The organism is Kingella kingae ATCC 23330 (genome assembly GCF_900111845.1).
Classification (GTDB): Bacteria; Pseudomonadota; Gammaproteobacteria; order Burkholderiales; family Neisseriaceae; genus Kingella; species Kingella kingae.
Map to the genome: position 1 here is coordinate 1 of NZ_FOJK01000029.1, position 15,947 is coordinate 15,947.

A 15,947-nucleotide genomic window follows, 5' to 3' on the forward strand; every position below is an offset into this window, starting at 1 on the left:
CTTTGCGTAATCACAATTTCACAGCCTATGTACGAGAAATGTACACAGGTGCAGAGGCTGGCGGAGTGCGCTGGTTTGCAATCGGTTTTTAAAGGAGATAATCGATGAGTATTTATTTTGATTACGGCGTACAAACATTTTTTGACGACACCATTCACGAAACCGTACCTCAAACCGCGCAAACCATTACTGCCGAGCAGCACCAAGCCTTTTTAAATGCATTAAATCAAGGCGCGTACATTACCCAAGATTTGCAAATTGTACCGCGCCCAAGTACCGCGCACGTTTGGCAGAACGGTAAATGGCGTATATAGCTGCTATTCCAGTTCAATCCGAGACGGCGGTGTGCGCTTCAAAGTCATGCCCTTGCCGCCTGACAAGTGGGATTTAATCCGCGTGGATTTGCCTGAGCAGCGCATACATGAGTTTTACGCTCAAACCAAAGGTGCGAAGTACGATTGGGCTGGCTGTTTGGGGATTGCCTTACCTGCCTTGCGCCAAAACGTGAAAAAATGGTTTTGCAGCGAATGGTGTGCAGGCTGCTTGGGTTATGACCAGCCTGCGCGGTTTAGTCCGAATGGGTTGGCGAAACAGCTTTCAGGCAGCCTGAAATAGCAAAAACCCTGTCTGAAACACAGACAGGGTAGACAAAACAAAAACGGCTGCGTGGCGGTGTAACGAGCACCGTTCCCACGCCTGCACGCTACGCCACCCGAATTACTGACTGATATTCAACGTGCAGCACGGTTCTTTTATATTTGCAGTGCAATACCTTTGGTGGCAAAACAACGGGTCAAACATTTGGTACAGCGACGACAGAAAAAGCATGGAATGCAACGCAAATCGCCGAAAAATTGCAGGCTGCACGACAACGGCTAGGTGGGGTATTCATTGAAAACGAACCGTGGCAACGTTGTGTCAAACGCTACGACCGACCGCATACATTCTTTTATGCCGACCCACCGTACTGGCAAGTCACAGGTTACGAGCGTGTATTTGATTGGACGGAATACGAACAGCTTGCTCAAACGATGCGAACCATGCAAGGTAAGATGATGTTGAGTATTAATGACCACCCCGATATTCGCGCATTGTTTGCCGAGTTTAATATTACAGAATTGCAGCTAGCTTATTCTGTGGGGCGCAAAGCAGAAAGCCGCATACAGCGTGGTGAGTTGGTTATTTGTAACTACTGATTTCAAGCAGCCTGCAACAACAAAAGCGACTGCAACGTCGCTGTTGTTATATTTGATGCTATAAATTCAAATCCAAACGTTTATGGTATCAAAGTTGCAGCGGTTTTATAGGTAATAGCCAGCGATGAGATTGCTCAATTTGCACAGTTGTAAAAAATCCTGCTTGCAATAAGCAGGATTTGAAACTTTGTTGCACGGTATGAAATAAATAATAAGTGGGTTTATCTTGCAAAATGTGGGGAGAATTTCGCGCGTAGCATCAGCCTGCGCGGTTTAGCCCAAATGGTTTAGCGCAATCTTTTAATCAAAAATAAGAAAAAAAGCAGCCTGCACTTGGGTTTATGTCCTGTGCAGGCTGCTTTTTTGCCCCAAAGCGTTAAAAGCGCGGTTAAACGCCTTTGCTAGCTGCCAAATCGAATCAAAACGGCATAATAAACGCCATTTGTTGTTGCTTTTTGATAAGGACGCATTATGACAAACGCAGCCCGACACCACGGCATTACCACCAAAGAATACACCACAGGCGCACGCGCCATTGACGACATTTCTACCGCCATTATCGGCATGGTTTGCACCGCAGACGATGCCGATAACAGCGTATTCCCACTCAACCGCCCTGTTTTTTACACATCAGCCAACGAAGTTTTGGGCAAAGCAGGCAACACAGGCACACTCGCCAAATCGCTCGATGCCATCATTGACCAAGCAGACGCGCAAATTGTGATTGTGCGCGTGCCACATAGCGATAACGCAAGCGAACTCAAAGCCAACATCATCGGCACATCAACAGGCGACACCCACACAGGCATTAAAGCCCTATCACGCGCCAAAGCCACATTGGGCTACACCCCAAAAATCTTGGGTATTCCCGAGTTGGATAGCTTGGACGTATTGAAAGAATTGGTGAGTGTTGCCGAGCGCACACGCGCCTTTGCATATGGCCGCGCAGGCGGTTCAGCCGAATTGACCAAAGTAGCAGAATACCGCAAAAACTTTGGCAACCGCGAATTGATGTTGATTGACAACGAATTTATGGCATTCAACACCGCCACCCAAACCAGCACCACCGCCGCAACCGTTGCCCGAATTTTAGGTGCGCGTGCCAAGTTGGATAAACAAATCGGCTGGCACAAATCCATTTCCAACACCGAAATCAACGGCGTAAGCAGCCTGCAATTCTCACGCAGCTTTGATATTTTAGATTCCAAATGCGATGCCAACACCCTGAATAATGCTGATGTAACCACGCTGATTCGTGAAGACAGTTTCCGCGTGTGGGGCAATCGCACCTGCTCCAACGACAAAATGATGGCGTTTGAAGTGGCAACCCGTTCCGCGCAAATCATTCAAGAAACCATTGCCAGCGGCTTTATGTGGGCAATGGACAAACCCATGCACCCGAGCTTAATGGAAGACATCATCATGATGATTAACGCCAAATTAGCCGAATACGTTGCCAAAGGCTACATTTTGGGAGCGCGTGTGTTTGTGGACAAGAGCAAAAATACCAGTCAAACCGTGCAAGCAGGACAGTTCACATTTAGCTACGAATGGACATACGTTCCGCCATTGGAAAACATGGTGTTTGAGCAATACAACAGCGACACATTCTTTGTAAACTTGGTGGACAAAGTGATTAGCTTTGCCAATAGCTTCAAAGCAGCAACCGTTTAACAACAAGCAGCCTGCACAAAACAAAACGCCGTTAAGCGGGAACTTAACAGCGTTTCTCAATCTATACCGATGAAAGAATGAATAAGCCAAATAGTAACCCCATTAAAATTGACTGTAAAGCGAATTGCAATATAGAAAATTAAGGATACCAAAACAAATGAAAATGCCCAAACAACTCAAAGGTTTCAACCTGTTTACAGACGACGAAAATCAATACGGCGTGATTGTCGATATTTCGCGCCCCAAAATTTCGCGCAAAACCGAAGACTACACCCCCGGTGGCGCAATGGGCGAATTAACCGTTGCCCACGGTTTTGAAAAATTAGAAATGGAAATCACGTCCAAAGGTTATGACGCAGATATGCTCAAAACGATGACCAGCGCGATTAATGGCAAATTATTTCGCTATCAAGGCGCATTGCAAGAAGAAGACGGCACAGGCTATCGCATTTTAAAAGGCGAAGGGCGCGGTCGCATTATTGAAGCCGACCCAGGTACAGACAAACAAGGCGAAGGTGGCGAACACAAGTTCAAAGTTGCCCTGACTTACTGGAAGAAACGCTAAACAGCGAATAAATCTTGGAACTGGATTTTATGCAAAACAAAGCCAGCTTTGGCGGCGTAGACGAGCGTAAAGAACTGCGTCAGGCATTGGGCTTGATGTAATCTAACAACCATGCAGCCTGCAATCCAAACAGAAAGAAACACCATGAATCCCACCATTAAAATCAACCCAGACAACACCGTAACCGTAGCCCTGACCAGTGGCATATTTGTTTTGCGCGAACCAATCGGCAAAGACATGGACGGCATGGGACAAGACTTAATCAAAATTAAACACACCGACACCGTGCAAAAATTGCTATCGCGCATTGCCACGCCGTCCATCACACGCGCAATGTATGGCAAACTCACGCTGCCCGAAACGCAGGCATTGAATGCGGCTATTGATTTTTTTTCAGCGTCCCCAAATGCGAAAGCGGAAATGCAGGCTGCTTTGACGGAATTGGGCTACCTATCGGAATCCGATTCCGAGCCAACCAATTTGCCGCAATAATCAGCCAGCAGCCCAATGTGTGGGAAGCCGCTCACACAGAAGAGCTGAAATACTACAACGCCATCGCCGATTGTCTCGCTCAATGCGCGGCAGCTTTTGGCGGTGGCGTTGCCGCATTTGGGGACTACCCACTACTCGCTTTGCTGCGTTGGACGCATCGCGCGGTTTTGGTAACGCACGGAGATGATGATGACTGACCTAGTGATGAAAATCATTATGCAAGCCACGGATAAAGCCAGCAGCGCATTTGAGCGCGTGCGCCATGCGGCTAGTGGTTTGACGGGCAATTTAAGCGGGTTGCAAAAAGAATTAAGTGGCTTGGATAAAGCGCAACGATTGATTGTGCAACGCAATCAGTTGGACGCGCAAATGCAAAAGACCAGCCGCGCCATTTTAGAAAACCGCCGCGAAGTAAAAGCCTTGCGCGATGAAATCGCCAAATCAGGCGTGCCAACCAAAGCACAAGCTGCAAAATTAGCCGAACTTGCCCAACAATCCGACAAACTCAAAGACGCGCAAAGCAAAAGCAGCGATAAATTGAGCGAACTCAACAGCAAGCTGAAAACCTACGGCATTACCGCCAGAGATGCAGCAGGAGCGCAAGCGCAACTAAACAAAAAGCCGCTTTGGATAGGCTGCGCAAAGCACAGGAAACCGTCAGCAAAGCAAAGGAACTTTCAGGCAACCTGAAAGGTAAAGCCACAACCGCGGCAATGGGTGCGGCTACCGTAGGCGGTACAATGTCTGTGCCAATCAAAGCCTATGCCGAAAGCGAAAGCGCGGGAATGGAATTGCGTGTAGCGATGATGAATAGCGCAGGGAAAGTGCTGCCTGAATACGAAAAAGTGAACGCGCTCGCTACCAGTTTAGGCGACAGATTACCTGGCACAACCGCCGACTTTAAAAACCTGATGACCATGTTAATCCGTCAAGGCGTGTCTGCTCAAACCATTTTAGGTGGCACAGGCGAAGCGGCAGCATTGCTTGCGGTGCAGCTGAAAAAAACGCCCGAAGCAGCAGCAGAAATGGCAGCCAAGCTGCAAGATGCCACGCGAGCGAGCGAAAAAGAAATGTTAGGTTTAATGGATAGAGTTCAAAAACTCTATTACATGGGTACAGACGACAGTAATATTTTGGGCGCATTTTCCAAGTTATCCCCTGCGCTAGACATTACCAAAATGAAAGGCGAAGCCGCGATTAAAACCTTTTCGCCCCTGATTGGTATGCTTGACCAAGCAGGGTTGAGTGGCGATAGCGCAGGTAATGCACTGCGTAAAGTATTCTCGTCCATGATGGCGACTGCCAAAATTAACAAAATCATTTCCGATGCCAAGAAGTTGGGGCAAGTATCCGCTGATTTTAATTTGTCGTTTACAGACGGCAAGGGCGAGTTTGGCGGATTAGAGAATGCCTACACGCAATTAGCCAAACTAAAAAACCTAACCACAGAAACGCGACTAGACATTCTCAAATCTATTTTTGGCGATGACGCAGAAACGCTGCAAGCCCTAAACACTATGATTGACAAAGGGCAAGCAGGCTACAACGAATTTGCCGCTAAAATGGAAGCGCAAGCCAGTTTACAACAGCGCGTAAACGCCACATTAGGCACAGTAACCAACCTTTGGGATTCCGCCACAGGCTCATTTACCAATTTAATGGTGGCAGTTGGCGAATCCATGCAGGGAGAAATCCGCACCGTGATTGGCTGGATTGACGACATCAGCACCAAGTTAGGCATTTGGGCAAAAGCCAACCCCGAAACCGCTAATACTCTGCTGAAAATTGTTGGCGCGATTGGCATTAGCTTGGTGGCGTTTGCGGCTTTGTTTGCTGTGATTGCGGCTGTACTTGTCCCAATGGCAGCGATGAAATTGGCGTGGGCAAGTCTATTTACCAGCATGAGCGGTGGCACAGGTATTTTTACAGCCATTGGCGGCGGCATTCGCATCGTTTCCACCGCCTTGCTCGGCTTTGGGCATGTCGCCAAGGCATTTTTAGTCAGCAATCCATTTGGTTGGGCGATTCTTGCTGTGTCCTTATTGGCAGCGTTGTATCTCAACTGGGAAAAAGTCAAAAACGCCATTGCAGCAGGTTGGGCATGGTTGCGTGGTATTTTGCGCGATAACCCATTGATTGGCGCATTTGCAGGTCCAATCAGCATGATTGCCAGCTTAATCGCCAATTTTGACCGCTTAATTGCCAAAGTGCAGGCTGCTAAACACGCGATTGCCCATTCCAGCTTTGGACAAGCAGCAACAGGCGTTTGGAATAAAGTAAGAAGCGTGGCAGGTTTTTCGCGCGGTGGCTACACAGGTGCAGGCGGTGTGAACGAAGCCGCAGGCATTGTCCACAAAGGCGAAGTGGTGTTCAGTCAGCGCGATGTGGCACGTTTTGGCGGCTGGCAAATGGTTGAGCGTCTGCGACAAGGCGGCGCGAATCTGTTAGCAAAAATGGGCGGTTCAAGCAGCCTTAATATGGGTGCAATGGCAGTTCGTGCAGCCGAAAAATTAGGCGGCATATTTTCAGGCAGCGAAAACAAACCCAGCGTATTGCCACGCCCGACCGTGTTTGCACCGCCCCAAATAGCAGGAATGAGCAGGCTGCACATGGGTGGCGACAACATTACCATTCACATTCACGCCACGCCCAATCAAGACCCACGCAGTATCGCAGATTTAGTCTTGCAGAAATTGCAGCAACGCGACCAAGCCAAACGCCGCCGCGCCAACAGCAGTTTTATGGATAAAGACTAAAACCGTAGAGTGTGCCACGCGCACCAAACCTTTCAGGCAGCCTGAAAAAAACGGTGCGCACGGCACACCCTGCATCAACATAAGGAAACCCAAAAAATGGCACTTGCAACTTTGGGATTGTTCGTATTTCACATGAACACAATCCCCTTTCAAAACATCAGCCGCAGCCAAACATGGAAACACCCACATCAAAATGTCGTTGGCAGCATGCCGCCGTCCCAATTCACAGGCAAAGACCCCGATGAAATCAACATCAAAGCCGAATTACGCCCCGAAATCACAGGCGGCGAAAACACTGTTGAATTTGTGCGCCAAATGGCAAACACAGGGCAAGCGCACCTCTTAATCATGGGAACAGGTAAGCTAATGGGTAGTTTTGTGATTACCAACATTCAGGAAGACCAAAGCGAGCTGATGTGGGACGGCAAACCGCGCTCAATTTCATTCACTATGACTCTAAAAAAAAGTATCCGACCACGCATTCGGTGTGGACGGCGAAGCATTGGGTTTAGCTGTGGGCATGGTACGCGCACTCGCAGGGGTATGATATGGCTTTTGATTTAGACACGCTCGCCAACGCCACCCGAAAAATCTTTGACCAATTATTTGACGACCAAGGGCGACATCTGACCCCAATCGCAGAACTCACAATCAACGGCAAAACATTTGGCACACAAACCCTATCGCGCATTATCAGCCTAGATTTAACCGACAAACGCGGCTTTGAAGCGGACGAATTAACCATAGAGCTAGACGACCACGACGGCGCAATCGCCATACCCAAAATGGGCGACAAAATCACACTCGCGCTGGGTTATGCCGAAACAGGCGTAGTGGATAAAGGCGAGTACCTATTTTCCGAATTTACCCATTCAGGCAGCCCCGATACATTGAGCATTACCGCACGCGCCGCCGACCTCGCCGAAAGCCTAGCCGAGCAAAAAGAAAAATCGTGGCACAAACAAACCCTGCATCAAATCGTGCAAGCCATTGCCACGCAAAACGGCTACACAGGCGAAAAATGCAAAATTGCAGAAAGCTACAAAAACACACGCATTGACCACATAGACCAAACCAACGAAAGCGATGCCAGTTTTTTAAGCCGACTAGCCGAGCAATATGGCGCGATAGCCACCGTAAAACACGGCATTTTTCTGTTCACGCCCGAGGGCGAAGCGCAAACCGTAAACGGCAAGCCCATTCCAGCCTTAACCATTACACGGCAATCGGGCGATAGACACAGCTTTACCTATTCCACCACCGACAGCTACAACGCCGTTCGCGCGTTTTACACCGACAAAAGAACAGGCAAGCGCAAAGAGGTGGTAGTGGACAAAACCAACGTGCAGCCCGAGCGTAAAACCAACCGCAACGGCAAACAAAAACCGCCCCAAGCCAATGCCAACCGCAAAATTGACACCACAGGGCAAAAAGTCAAAACTCTGCGCCATTTGTATGCCAGCAATTCGAACGCATGGAGCGGAGCGCGAACCGCATTCAAAAAACTGCAACGTGGCGCAGCACAATTTAGCATTACACTTGCCGCAGGTCGCCCCGATTTATTCCCCGAAACGCCTGTGATTGTGCAAGGCTTCAAGCCCGAAATTGACCGCGAAAAATGGCTCATCACAGAAGTGCAACACCATTTGGACGACGGCGGCTACACATGCAGCCTGAAACTGGAAGCAATGTTGGATTTTAAGGGCGGCGAAGAATAAAAAAGCAGCCTGCATGTGGGTGCAGGCTGCTTTTATTTATGGCGGATTAACTTTTTCTTTGGAAGAACCAATTTAGCAATTAAATTATCACAAGTTTCAGCCATATCAAGAGAGTCTTGATACGCGCCTTTTCCTGTTGCATAAATAAAGAGTTTACTTAATTCATGAGTTATTTCGGTATCCCTTACTTGATACTCTTGACACACAGATTGAACGGAACGGCGAATATGATTAGCAAGATAACGACAAGTATGAAATTGTTTATCATCGCGCACCAGTAACAACAAATCCTTAATTTCCTTATGAATTTTATCTATTTCATTTTGGAAATAAATTTCTTTACTAGCATGCTTTTCTTGATATTTACCAATCCACCAGCCAATACCAGTCGCGATTACAGTAAAAATATTTAAACTTTTATCCGCAATATCCAATAAATCAGGAAAAGACGGCATTTTATTTACCTTGCATATTCACACGTTTATATTCATCGCGTGCCAATGTAATAATCTGCTCAACAGTAATTGGGTAAAACTCATCTTGCGGTAACACAACTAATTTCTTTAATACTTCTTCATAAGTAAAGCCATCGTGTTTTACTAATCCAACAAACGACTCTCCCAAAAAACCAGAATCAGGCATATCTTGCAATTTAGAAAAATCTACAATCACCTTATCATATTGGTTAAATGCTTCAATTAAATATTGTTTTCGAAAAGCAGCGCCACTGCTAATAGGATTGTCCTGCTCATCTCTCCCCCAAGGGTCTTCAGAAAATTGAGAAACATCAATGGTAATTTTATTATTTATCATAGTTTTCTTTCGGTAAAAGGCTTAACGAGCATTCAATAAGTGTTCCTTGTAATGGAACCTTTAACTGAGACGTAACTAATTTCTTATTTCTAGTTCCTGCTTTTGCCAAGCCAGAACAAATAAAAACATCAGATTTTTGCGCATATTCCACAAGCTTAACAATATTGTCAAGCCCATTTCCTCGCCCAGAGCCAATAAATCGCGACATACCAGCTTGCCATGCCTCTTGTACAATATGCGCATCTTCTAAATTAGAATAAAAAGCAGCGCGAGGTTCCAGGGCAAAATCAACATAAGATTCAGAAATGCCCACGCCCATATCATAAACAATCAAGAATAACGTATCCGTTTCTTCTTCATCTACAAACATGTACCACCAATTTTTATTTTGATAAAAATTAGTTTGATTCATAGGCTTTTTACTAAACGCAACACCATCAGTTGGATACGCATGATGCTGCACATTCATAACCATTTCCGAGGTGGCTGTTCTCAACAACGAGAATAATTTAGCCCATTCACTTTCTTGACCTATGTAACGCTGTTTTATTTTCGATTCGTGAAATGAAAGAATTTGCCGTATTTTACCAGCCAGTGCCGTAAAGTCTCGTCCTTTAGGTCGGGGATATCAGGCACGGACTGCGAAGCAGTCCTAAAAAATGTTAGAATATAGCCAATCCTTTTTTGTTTGATTAGCCAATGAAAATTCTCAAAGCCTACAAATTTGAACTCATACCAAACGGCGAGCAAATCCGCAAACTGAAACAGTTTTGCGGCTGTTCGCGTTTCGTATTCAATCGGGCTTTGGCATATCAAAATGAACAATATGAAGCGAATAAATCGTTTAAATTTAGCTATACTAAGTTAACCGCATTGTTGCCCAAATGGAAACGTGAGCTAGTTTGGCTCAAAGACTGCCACAGCCAAGTGTTGCAGCAGAGTTTGAAAGATTTGGAAAGTGCATTCAAAAACTTTTTTGCAAAACGCGGCGACTTCCCAAAGTTCAAACGTAAAGGCGAAAAAGACAGTTTTCGTTTTCCACAAGGTTGCAAATTAGAACAGCACAACAACCGTATCTATTTGCCTAAAATAGGATTTATCCGCTACCGCAATAGCCGAGCTATTTCAGGCAGCCTGAAAAATGTAACCGTCAGCCAAAAATGCGGTAAGTGGTATGTTTCCATTCAAACAGAATTTGAGACGGAAACGCCAAAACCCAACAGCGGAGAAATCGGTATTGATATGGGCATCGTTCGTTTTGCTACTTTGTCCAACGGCGAATACTTTGAGCCGATTAACGCTTTCAAAGCCTTAAAAGGCAAACTAGCGAAATTGCAAAAGCAGTTCAAACACAAAACTAAATTCAGCAAAAATTGGCAAAAGTTAAAAGCCAAAATTGCCAAATTGCACCACAAAATCAGCAATATCCGTAAAAACTACTTGCATCAAATCAGCAACCAAATCAGCCAAAACCACGCGATTGTGTATGTTGAAGATTTGCAAGTGGCGAATATGTCCAAGTCAGCAAAAGGCGATGTTGAACAGCACGGTAAAAATGTGAAACAGAAATCAGGCTTAAATCGGGCGATTTTAGACCAGTCTTGGGCGGAATTTAGGCGACAGTTGGCGTATAAATTGGCTTGGAATGGTGGTTCTTTGTTTGCCGTTCCGCCACAAAATACCAGCCGATGTTGTCCGAATTGCGGACATACGACAAAAGACAACCGCCAAACGCAGGCGAATTTTGAATGCGTAGAGTGTGGCTATTAAAACAATGCCGATGTTGTTGGTGCAATCAATGTGTTAAAACGTGGGCAAGCCATTCAGGCTGCCTGAAAAAACAAAAATCAGGGCAGGACGTGTCCGTAGCGCGTGTGAAGTGAACAATGCAGTCAGGTTGTCAGCAGCACGAACCCACCGAAGCGAGTCAGCAAAACATTGCTAGCCGCAGTAGGAATCCCCTTGCTTTAGCAAGGGGAGGACGTCAAGCAAAGACGAGCGTTTGCAGCACGCGCGTGAAGTGCAGGCTGCTTTGTTGAGCCGCGGCGAAGCGAAGCAATCTTTAAGCGAGATTGCGGCGCGTTTTGCGGTGGAAGATGAATTTTGGAGCAAGGCAAATTGGCGTGTGTTTCACGATGTGAAAGCGCGAGTAGATTTTAAGGCGATTGATTGGAATCGTGGCACGGCTGCTGGCTACATCGCTAAATACATTGCCAAGAATATTGACGGCAAAAATGCGCTGGGGCAGGAAATTGGCGATGATGACGAGAGTTTGATAGGGGAAAGTGCGGCGGCAACGGCGGCTTATGTGGACGCTTGGGCGAGCTTATGGGGCATTCGTCAATTTCAGCAAATTGGTGGGCCGCCTGTGTCGGTGTGGCGTGAATTGCGCCGTGAGTTTGCCGATAAGCAGCCTGATGAAGACAGCGAAATTTTGCGTGCGGCGCGTGCGGCGGATTTGGGCGACTGGGGTAAATTTGTGCAAGTGATGGGCGGTGTGCATGTGAAACGTGCCGACCGTCCTGTGCAGCTGTATAAAGAATTGCCCATGGAATCGGGCGAAGTGGCAAAAAATCGTTATGGTGAGCCGTGCGATAAAGCGATTCGTGGGGTTTTGTGTGCAACAACAGGCGAAATTCGATTCACGCGCATTCATGAGTGGGTGTTGTGTTTCGATAAAGGTGGCGTAGCCACCCCTTGGACTGGTGTCAATAACTCTACGAATTTGTTGGACGATGAAAAACCGCGTCAAAAATTGGTAAAAAATCCAACCGTGGCAGAAAGTGTGCGCCGTGTATTTGGTCCGACTGCGCGTGCAGGTTGGGCAAAACAGCGCGATTTTATACAGGCTGCTTTGGCGCAAGATTCGGAAGTGCCACCAGCGGTACAACGTCAATGGCGCGAAGAAATGTCGGCTTTGGACGAGAGCTTGCGGTTGCCTGAATGGAATGCGGAGCGTTGGTTGGGTTGGGTGCAACATCATGCCGATGAACAGCAAGAATGGGTGCGCCAAGCGCATGAACAGGCGAATCGCGCTAAACAGCAAAGCGAGCAAACGCAAGAATTGCGCGATTATTTGGCGACTTTGCGAAGCATAGGAACGAGTGCGTGGGACGCTTCGGGCTTTGGTCGCTATGAGAAAAAAGTGCAGGCTGCTTTGCGTGAACAAAGCCGTACGCCTGCGGTGCGCCCTGAAAAATTTATCAAACCAAAACAATACGATAGTTTGGAAAGCGTGTTGCGCGATGCCGCTGCTTTGGAGCAGAAATTGGCAGCGCAATGGGTGGATTGGTTGAATGATTTTTAATCTGCCATATCAAAAGGCGGTGCAGGCTGCTTTGGTTGGCATGAAATGGGCTGGAGGTATGATGAATAGCTTGTTTTTGAATAAAGATGAAATGGTGGTTTTGACAGGCAAGGTGCGTGCCAAACCGCAAATTCGGGCATTGGCAGAGCTGCGTATTCCGTTTTTGGTTAATGCGGCTGGTCGTCCGATTGTGGCGCGTGCGGCGGTGGAGCGTGTGTTGGGTGCGGTGGTTGTGCCTACGCAGTCGCCTGAATCGATGCGCTGGAAAAGTCATCAAACAGATGGTTAAACTGGCTAAATTGGGGGGAGCATGGCAAAAAAACGGTCGTTACCTGCGCGTTTGCGTGAAAAGGTTATGAAAAATGGTAAGGTGTATTATTACTATGACACTTGCCAAAAACCACGTAAATGGTTGCCATTGGGCGCGGATTTTTACGAAGCGTTGAAGCAATATGCGGATTTGGAGCGCGAATTTAATGTGCAGGAAATGGCGACGCGTGTGAGCGATGTTTTGACTTTTGCTTATGTAGCAAAGCGGTATGTGCGCGAAGTGTTGCCGACCAAATCGCTGGCAACGCAAAAGTGTAATTTTCGTGAACTGGATAATTTGTTGTTGTTTTTTGATAAATGACTGCGATGACATGATGAAACCAAACCTATACATTTGCCTAACCCCCCTGCAAGCATGGATTGCCCAACAACTGATACGACAAAAGCAGCCTGCACCCGCGCATTTGCTCATGATTTGCTATGCCGAAGCCGACAACGACAAATTCCGCCACTATTATCAACAAACTGCCGCTTTGTGCGAACACAGCGATTATGTGGTGTTGTCGCAAAACAAATGGCGCAAGAAATTCATGTCGCCCAAATTGCGAAAAAACATTGCCAAGCAATACGATACGGTGTATCTAGCCAGCGTGGATAATGAATCGGTGCATTATGTGTTGAGCCACATCGCGTTTAACCATTTGGAAACCTTTGATGACGGCACAGCCAATTTGTATCACAACAGCATTTTTTATCAGACCCAAACGTTTAATCTGAATAAGCAAATTCGCCGTTGCCTGCAAGGGATTCGCTATCAAACCAAAGATTTGTGCGAATTGTCGCAGCAGCATCACACGCTGTATCGCCAGTTGCCCAATATTGTTGCCCACACCACGCCTTTGCGCTTGTGGCACGATAATTTAGACATTTTGTCCAATGAAAATACACAGTCCTACAAAATTTTGCTGGGGCAGCCCTTGTTTGAACAGGTACAAGACAATGTGGCTTTGTTTACCGCGCTCAATCGCCATATTCAAGCCGATGCGTATTTTCCACACCCACGCGAATCGTATCGTTTGCCCGATGTGGCGTATATCCAAACACCTTTGATTTTTGAAGATTATTTGATTGAGCAGATTCAAAAGCAGCCTGCACGTTCGTTTGCCATATACAGCTTGGGCAGCAGTGCGGCGTTGAATGTGAGTGCCTTTCCCCATGTTCAAGTGTTTGCGTTGCGCCCGAACTTGCCTTTGTTTGACAACGAAACGTGGACAAATTTGTATCGCATACAAAGCCAACTGAATATTCCTATACACGATATAACCCTATGAATCCCGCAACCCTTTCTTTGATTATTCCGTGCTACAACGTGCAGGATTATGTGCAGGCTGCTTTGCAATCGGTTTGGGACAATTTGTCCGAAGAAAATCGGCAGCGCGTGCAATGGATTATCGTCAATGACGGTGCGCGCGATAATACGCCAGCCGTGATTGAGTCGTTTATCGCGCAAAATTTGACTGCTAAAAACGTGCCGCATCAATACATTACGCAAGAAAATGCAGGCTTATCGGCAGCGCGTAACACAGGTTTGGCGCACGCGACAGGCGATTATGTGTTGTTTTTAGACAGCGATGATATTTTTGTGCAGGCTGCTTTGGACAAAATTTTGGCGGTGCTAGACCAGTATCAGCCCGATATTGTGGAATTTGACGCGCAAATGTTTCATCAATACAGCGATTTAACTTTTGCTGCGCCGACTTTGTTTGGCGATTATTTTCGCGATACGCAAAACTTGAATCCGCCAAGCAGCCTGCATCGTGCGTTTGAAGAAAATCGCTGGTATGTGTGGTCGCGTTGCTATCGCCGCGCCTTGCTGCATCAGCACCCATTTGTCGCAGGCAAATTGTTTGAAGACATGATGTTTACGCCTTATGTGTATTTGGCGGCGCAATCGTTTTATGCTTTGCCCGAAGTGCTGTTGGGCTATCGACAAAACGCAGGCAGCATCACCGCCAATGTGTCGCAACGACATATTGACGATTTGTTTTTCGCGTTCACCATGGCGTTAGACAAAATGTCTAACTATCCCAATCATCAAGCCGAATTGCGGATTTTGCAGTTCAAAACGTGGCGATTGATGGTGGCGTATGCCGTGAAACGCTTTCTTAAAACGCGTGATATGGCGTTTTTGCAGCACATTCAGCGTTATCGCGCCCAAACCAAAGCACGGTTTGGTGTCGATTTTGGCTGGTGTGTGGGCTATTTTTTAGGCTCGTTGTGGCGACGTTGGCGCAAGAAATGGGCATAATTCACCGCACTTGCCGTTATTCCTGCGTAGGCAGGAATCCAACGTAGTTATTCAGTTGCTTAACATAAATGTATATAACTCAATGATTTATTACGATGCACCGCCTGCGGACGGTAAACTCAAAAACCCTTTGGATAACAGTGAGCTGGATTTGTCGGCTTCTAGTATTGCGCGTGAAAATAAGCGGCTGTTGGAAGCCTTGAAAATGCAGCCGTTTTTTGCTTTGCGTATGGGGCAGGTGTCCACCAATGGCGATTCTTGGAAAATTAAAAATCAAGGCAGCTTTACGGCAACTGGCTCCATCATGATTACGGCTGCGGATATTGCACCCAACATCACGCAAAAAGGTGTGGACATGAAAATTGGTTTGGACATGGCAACCTTGGCTTTAAAAAAAGCAAGTGGGCGCGATTTTGTGCTGGTTACAGCAGACAGCGATTTTGTGCCAGCAATCAAATTGGCGCGTATGGAAGGCGTGCAGATTTTCTTGGCGCATTTGGGGCATACGGTTAAGCCAGAACTAAAAGAACATTCCGATGTATTGCTGGATAATATTTCGGCTGCTCAATAAAATTACCTTTCTTTTCTTTTATTATATTTTAAATTAAAATAAATTAAAACTAACCGGAATTGAATTATAAAAAAGAATAAACTTAATATAAATAATATATTAAATATGCTATCTGTATGTTTTTTTTCTGATTGAATATAATTGACAAAAGGGCAAGTTAATAATAAATATAAAAACAAATTAATTATAAATCCGTATCTTTGAGAGAATTTGGAAAAATAATAAGCACCTTTGTATAATTCCAATCTCATATCAGAACTTTTAGATACCATAAACT

Annotated in this window: 21 protein-coding genes; 18 read left to right on the forward strand and 3 right to left on the reverse strand. The window is 46.3% G+C overall.

The features are described 5' to 3' along the window. Positions 1-104: 104 nt before the first annotated feature. From BQ5809_RS06530 to BQ5809_RS06580, 11 genes are all read left to right on the forward strand, one after another. Positions 105-314 (forward strand): hypothetical protein, encoded by a 210-nt coding sequence (locus BQ5809_RS06530; RefSeq protein WP_032133698.1) that lies wholly within the window; start codon positions 105-107, stop codon positions 312-314. Then, entirely contained in the window at positions 259-615 is a 357-nt protein-coding gene (locus BQ5809_RS06535) for a hypothetical protein (protein ID WP_003789002.1), read from the forward strand. Before BQ5809_RS06530 ends, BQ5809_RS06535 begins: the two co-directional genes overlap by 56 nt. Positions 616-758: 143 nt before the next feature. Further along, positions 759-1,196 (forward strand): DNA adenine methylase, encoded by a 438-nt coding sequence (locus BQ5809_RS06540; RefSeq protein ID WP_003789006.1) that lies wholly within the window; start codon positions 759-761, stop codon positions 1,194-1,196. A 471-nt stretch (positions 1,197-1,667) separates the two neighbouring features. Then, entirely contained in the window at positions 1,668-2,870 is a 1,203-nt protein-coding gene (locus BQ5809_RS06545) for a phage tail sheath subtilisin-like domain-containing protein (RefSeq protein WP_003785651.1), read from the forward strand. 157 nt (positions 2,871-3,027) lie between these two features. Next, positions 3,028-3,435: a phage major tail tube protein gene (locus BQ5809_RS06550; RefSeq protein WP_003785652.1), complete on the forward strand. Its 408-nt coding sequence runs from the start codon at positions 3,028-3,030 to the stop codon at positions 3,433-3,435. Between the two features lie 144 nt (positions 3,436-3,579). Next, positions 3,580-3,927: a hypothetical protein gene (locus BQ5809_RS06555; protein ID WP_032827605.1), complete on the forward strand. Its 348-nt coding sequence runs from the start codon at positions 3,580-3,582 to the stop codon at positions 3,925-3,927. A gap of 17 nt (positions 3,928-3,944) precedes the next feature. After that, positions 3,945-4,124 carry a hypothetical protein gene (locus tag BQ5809_RS06560; RefSeq protein ID WP_003785655.1) on the forward strand — a complete coding sequence of 60 codons (180 nt, stop codon included), beginning with the start codon at positions 3,945-3,947 and terminating at the stop codon, positions 4,122-4,124. Continuing rightward, positions 4,117-4,617 carry a hypothetical protein gene (locus tag BQ5809_RS06565; protein WP_050792389.1) on the forward strand — a complete coding sequence of 167 codons (501 nt, stop codon included), beginning with the start codon at positions 4,117-4,119 and terminating at the stop codon, positions 4,615-4,617. Before BQ5809_RS06560 ends, BQ5809_RS06565 begins: the two co-directional genes overlap by 8 nt. Further along, entirely contained in the window at positions 4,554-6,683 is a 2,130-nt protein-coding gene (locus BQ5809_RS06570; protein ID WP_143452386.1) for a phage tail tape measure protein, read from the forward strand. The genes BQ5809_RS06565 and BQ5809_RS06570 overlap by 64 nt, the downstream gene beginning before the upstream one ends. A gap of 96 nt (positions 6,684-6,779) precedes the next feature. Further along, positions 6,780-7,247 carry a phage tail protein gene (locus tag BQ5809_RS06575; RefSeq protein WP_003785658.1) on the forward strand — a complete coding sequence of 156 codons (468 nt, stop codon included), beginning with the start codon at positions 6,780-6,782 and terminating at the stop codon, positions 7,245-7,247. Then, complete coding sequence (locus BQ5809_RS06580; protein ID WP_003785659.1) at positions 7,232-8,401, forward strand: contractile injection system protein, VgrG/Pvc8 family; 1,170 nt, start codon at positions 7,232-7,234, stop codon at positions 8,399-8,401. The genes BQ5809_RS06575 and BQ5809_RS06580 overlap by 16 nt, the downstream gene beginning before the upstream one ends. Positions 8,402-8,433: 32 nt before the next feature. On the opposite strand, the gene BQ5809_RS06585 is transcribed toward BQ5809_RS06580, so the two are convergent. Genes BQ5809_RS06585 through BQ5809_RS06595 form a run of 3 tightly spaced genes read right to left on the reverse strand, consistent with a single transcriptional unit; the run spans position 8,434 to position 9,683 of the window. Beyond that, positions 8,434-8,856: a hypothetical protein gene (locus tag BQ5809_RS06585; RefSeq protein ID WP_003785662.1), complete on the reverse strand. Its 423-nt coding sequence runs from the start codon at positions 8,854-8,856 to the stop codon at positions 8,434-8,436. 1 nt (position 8,857) lies between these two features. Next, positions 8,858-9,214 carry an STAS-like domain-containing protein gene (locus BQ5809_RS06590; protein ID WP_003785664.1) on the reverse strand — a complete coding sequence of 119 codons (357 nt, stop codon included), beginning with the start codon at positions 9,212-9,214 and terminating at the stop codon, positions 8,858-8,860. Further along, complete coding sequence (locus tag BQ5809_RS06595; protein WP_032827609.1) at positions 9,204-9,683, reverse strand: hypothetical protein; 480 nt, start codon at positions 9,681-9,683, stop codon at positions 9,204-9,206. Before BQ5809_RS06595 ends, BQ5809_RS06590 begins: the two co-directional genes overlap by 11 nt. Positions 9,684-9,913: 230 nt before the next feature. Between BQ5809_RS06595 and BQ5809_RS06600 the strand changes: the two genes are divergently transcribed. From BQ5809_RS06600 to BQ5809_RS06630, 7 genes are all read left to right on the forward strand, one after another. Beyond that, the gene (locus BQ5809_RS06600; RefSeq protein ID WP_003785666.1) at positions 9,914-10,984 is read left to right on the forward strand and encodes an RNA-guided endonuclease InsQ/TnpB family protein; all 1,071 of its coding nucleotides are present in this window, start codon (positions 9,914-9,916) and stop codon (positions 10,982-10,984) included. 232 nt (positions 10,985-11,216) lie between these two features. Then, positions 11,217-12,521: a replication endonuclease gene (locus tag BQ5809_RS06605; RefSeq protein WP_003785668.1), complete on the forward strand. Its 1,305-nt coding sequence runs from the start codon at positions 11,217-11,219 to the stop codon at positions 12,519-12,521. After that, on the forward strand, positions 12,511-12,810 hold the full coding sequence (locus BQ5809_RS06610; protein WP_003785669.1) for a DUF4224 domain-containing protein: 300 nt from the start codon (positions 12,511-12,513) through the stop codon (positions 12,808-12,810). Before BQ5809_RS06605 ends, BQ5809_RS06610 begins: the two co-directional genes overlap by 11 nt. Positions 12,811-12,831: 21 nt before the next feature. Then, positions 12,832-13,152, forward strand: coding sequence for a hypothetical protein (locus BQ5809_RS06615; protein ID WP_003785670.1), 321 nt, complete (start codon positions 12,832-12,834; stop codon positions 13,150-13,152). A gap of 10 nt (positions 13,153-13,162) precedes the next feature. Next, on the forward strand, positions 13,163-14,122 hold the full coding sequence (locus tag BQ5809_RS06620; RefSeq protein WP_003785671.1) for a glycosyltransferase family 52: 960 nt from the start codon (positions 13,163-13,165) through the stop codon (positions 14,120-14,122). After that, complete coding sequence (locus BQ5809_RS06625) at positions 14,119-15,099, forward strand: glycosyltransferase (RefSeq protein WP_003785673.1); 981 nt, start codon at positions 14,119-14,121, stop codon at positions 15,097-15,099. The genes BQ5809_RS06620 and BQ5809_RS06625 overlap by 4 nt, the downstream gene beginning before the upstream one ends. An 82-nt stretch (positions 15,100-15,181) precedes the next feature. Beyond that, positions 15,182-15,670 carry an NYN domain-containing protein gene (locus BQ5809_RS06630; protein ID WP_003785676.1) on the forward strand — a complete coding sequence of 163 codons (489 nt, stop codon included), beginning with the start codon at positions 15,182-15,184 and terminating at the stop codon, positions 15,668-15,670. Positions 15,671-15,947 lie beyond the last annotated feature (277 nt).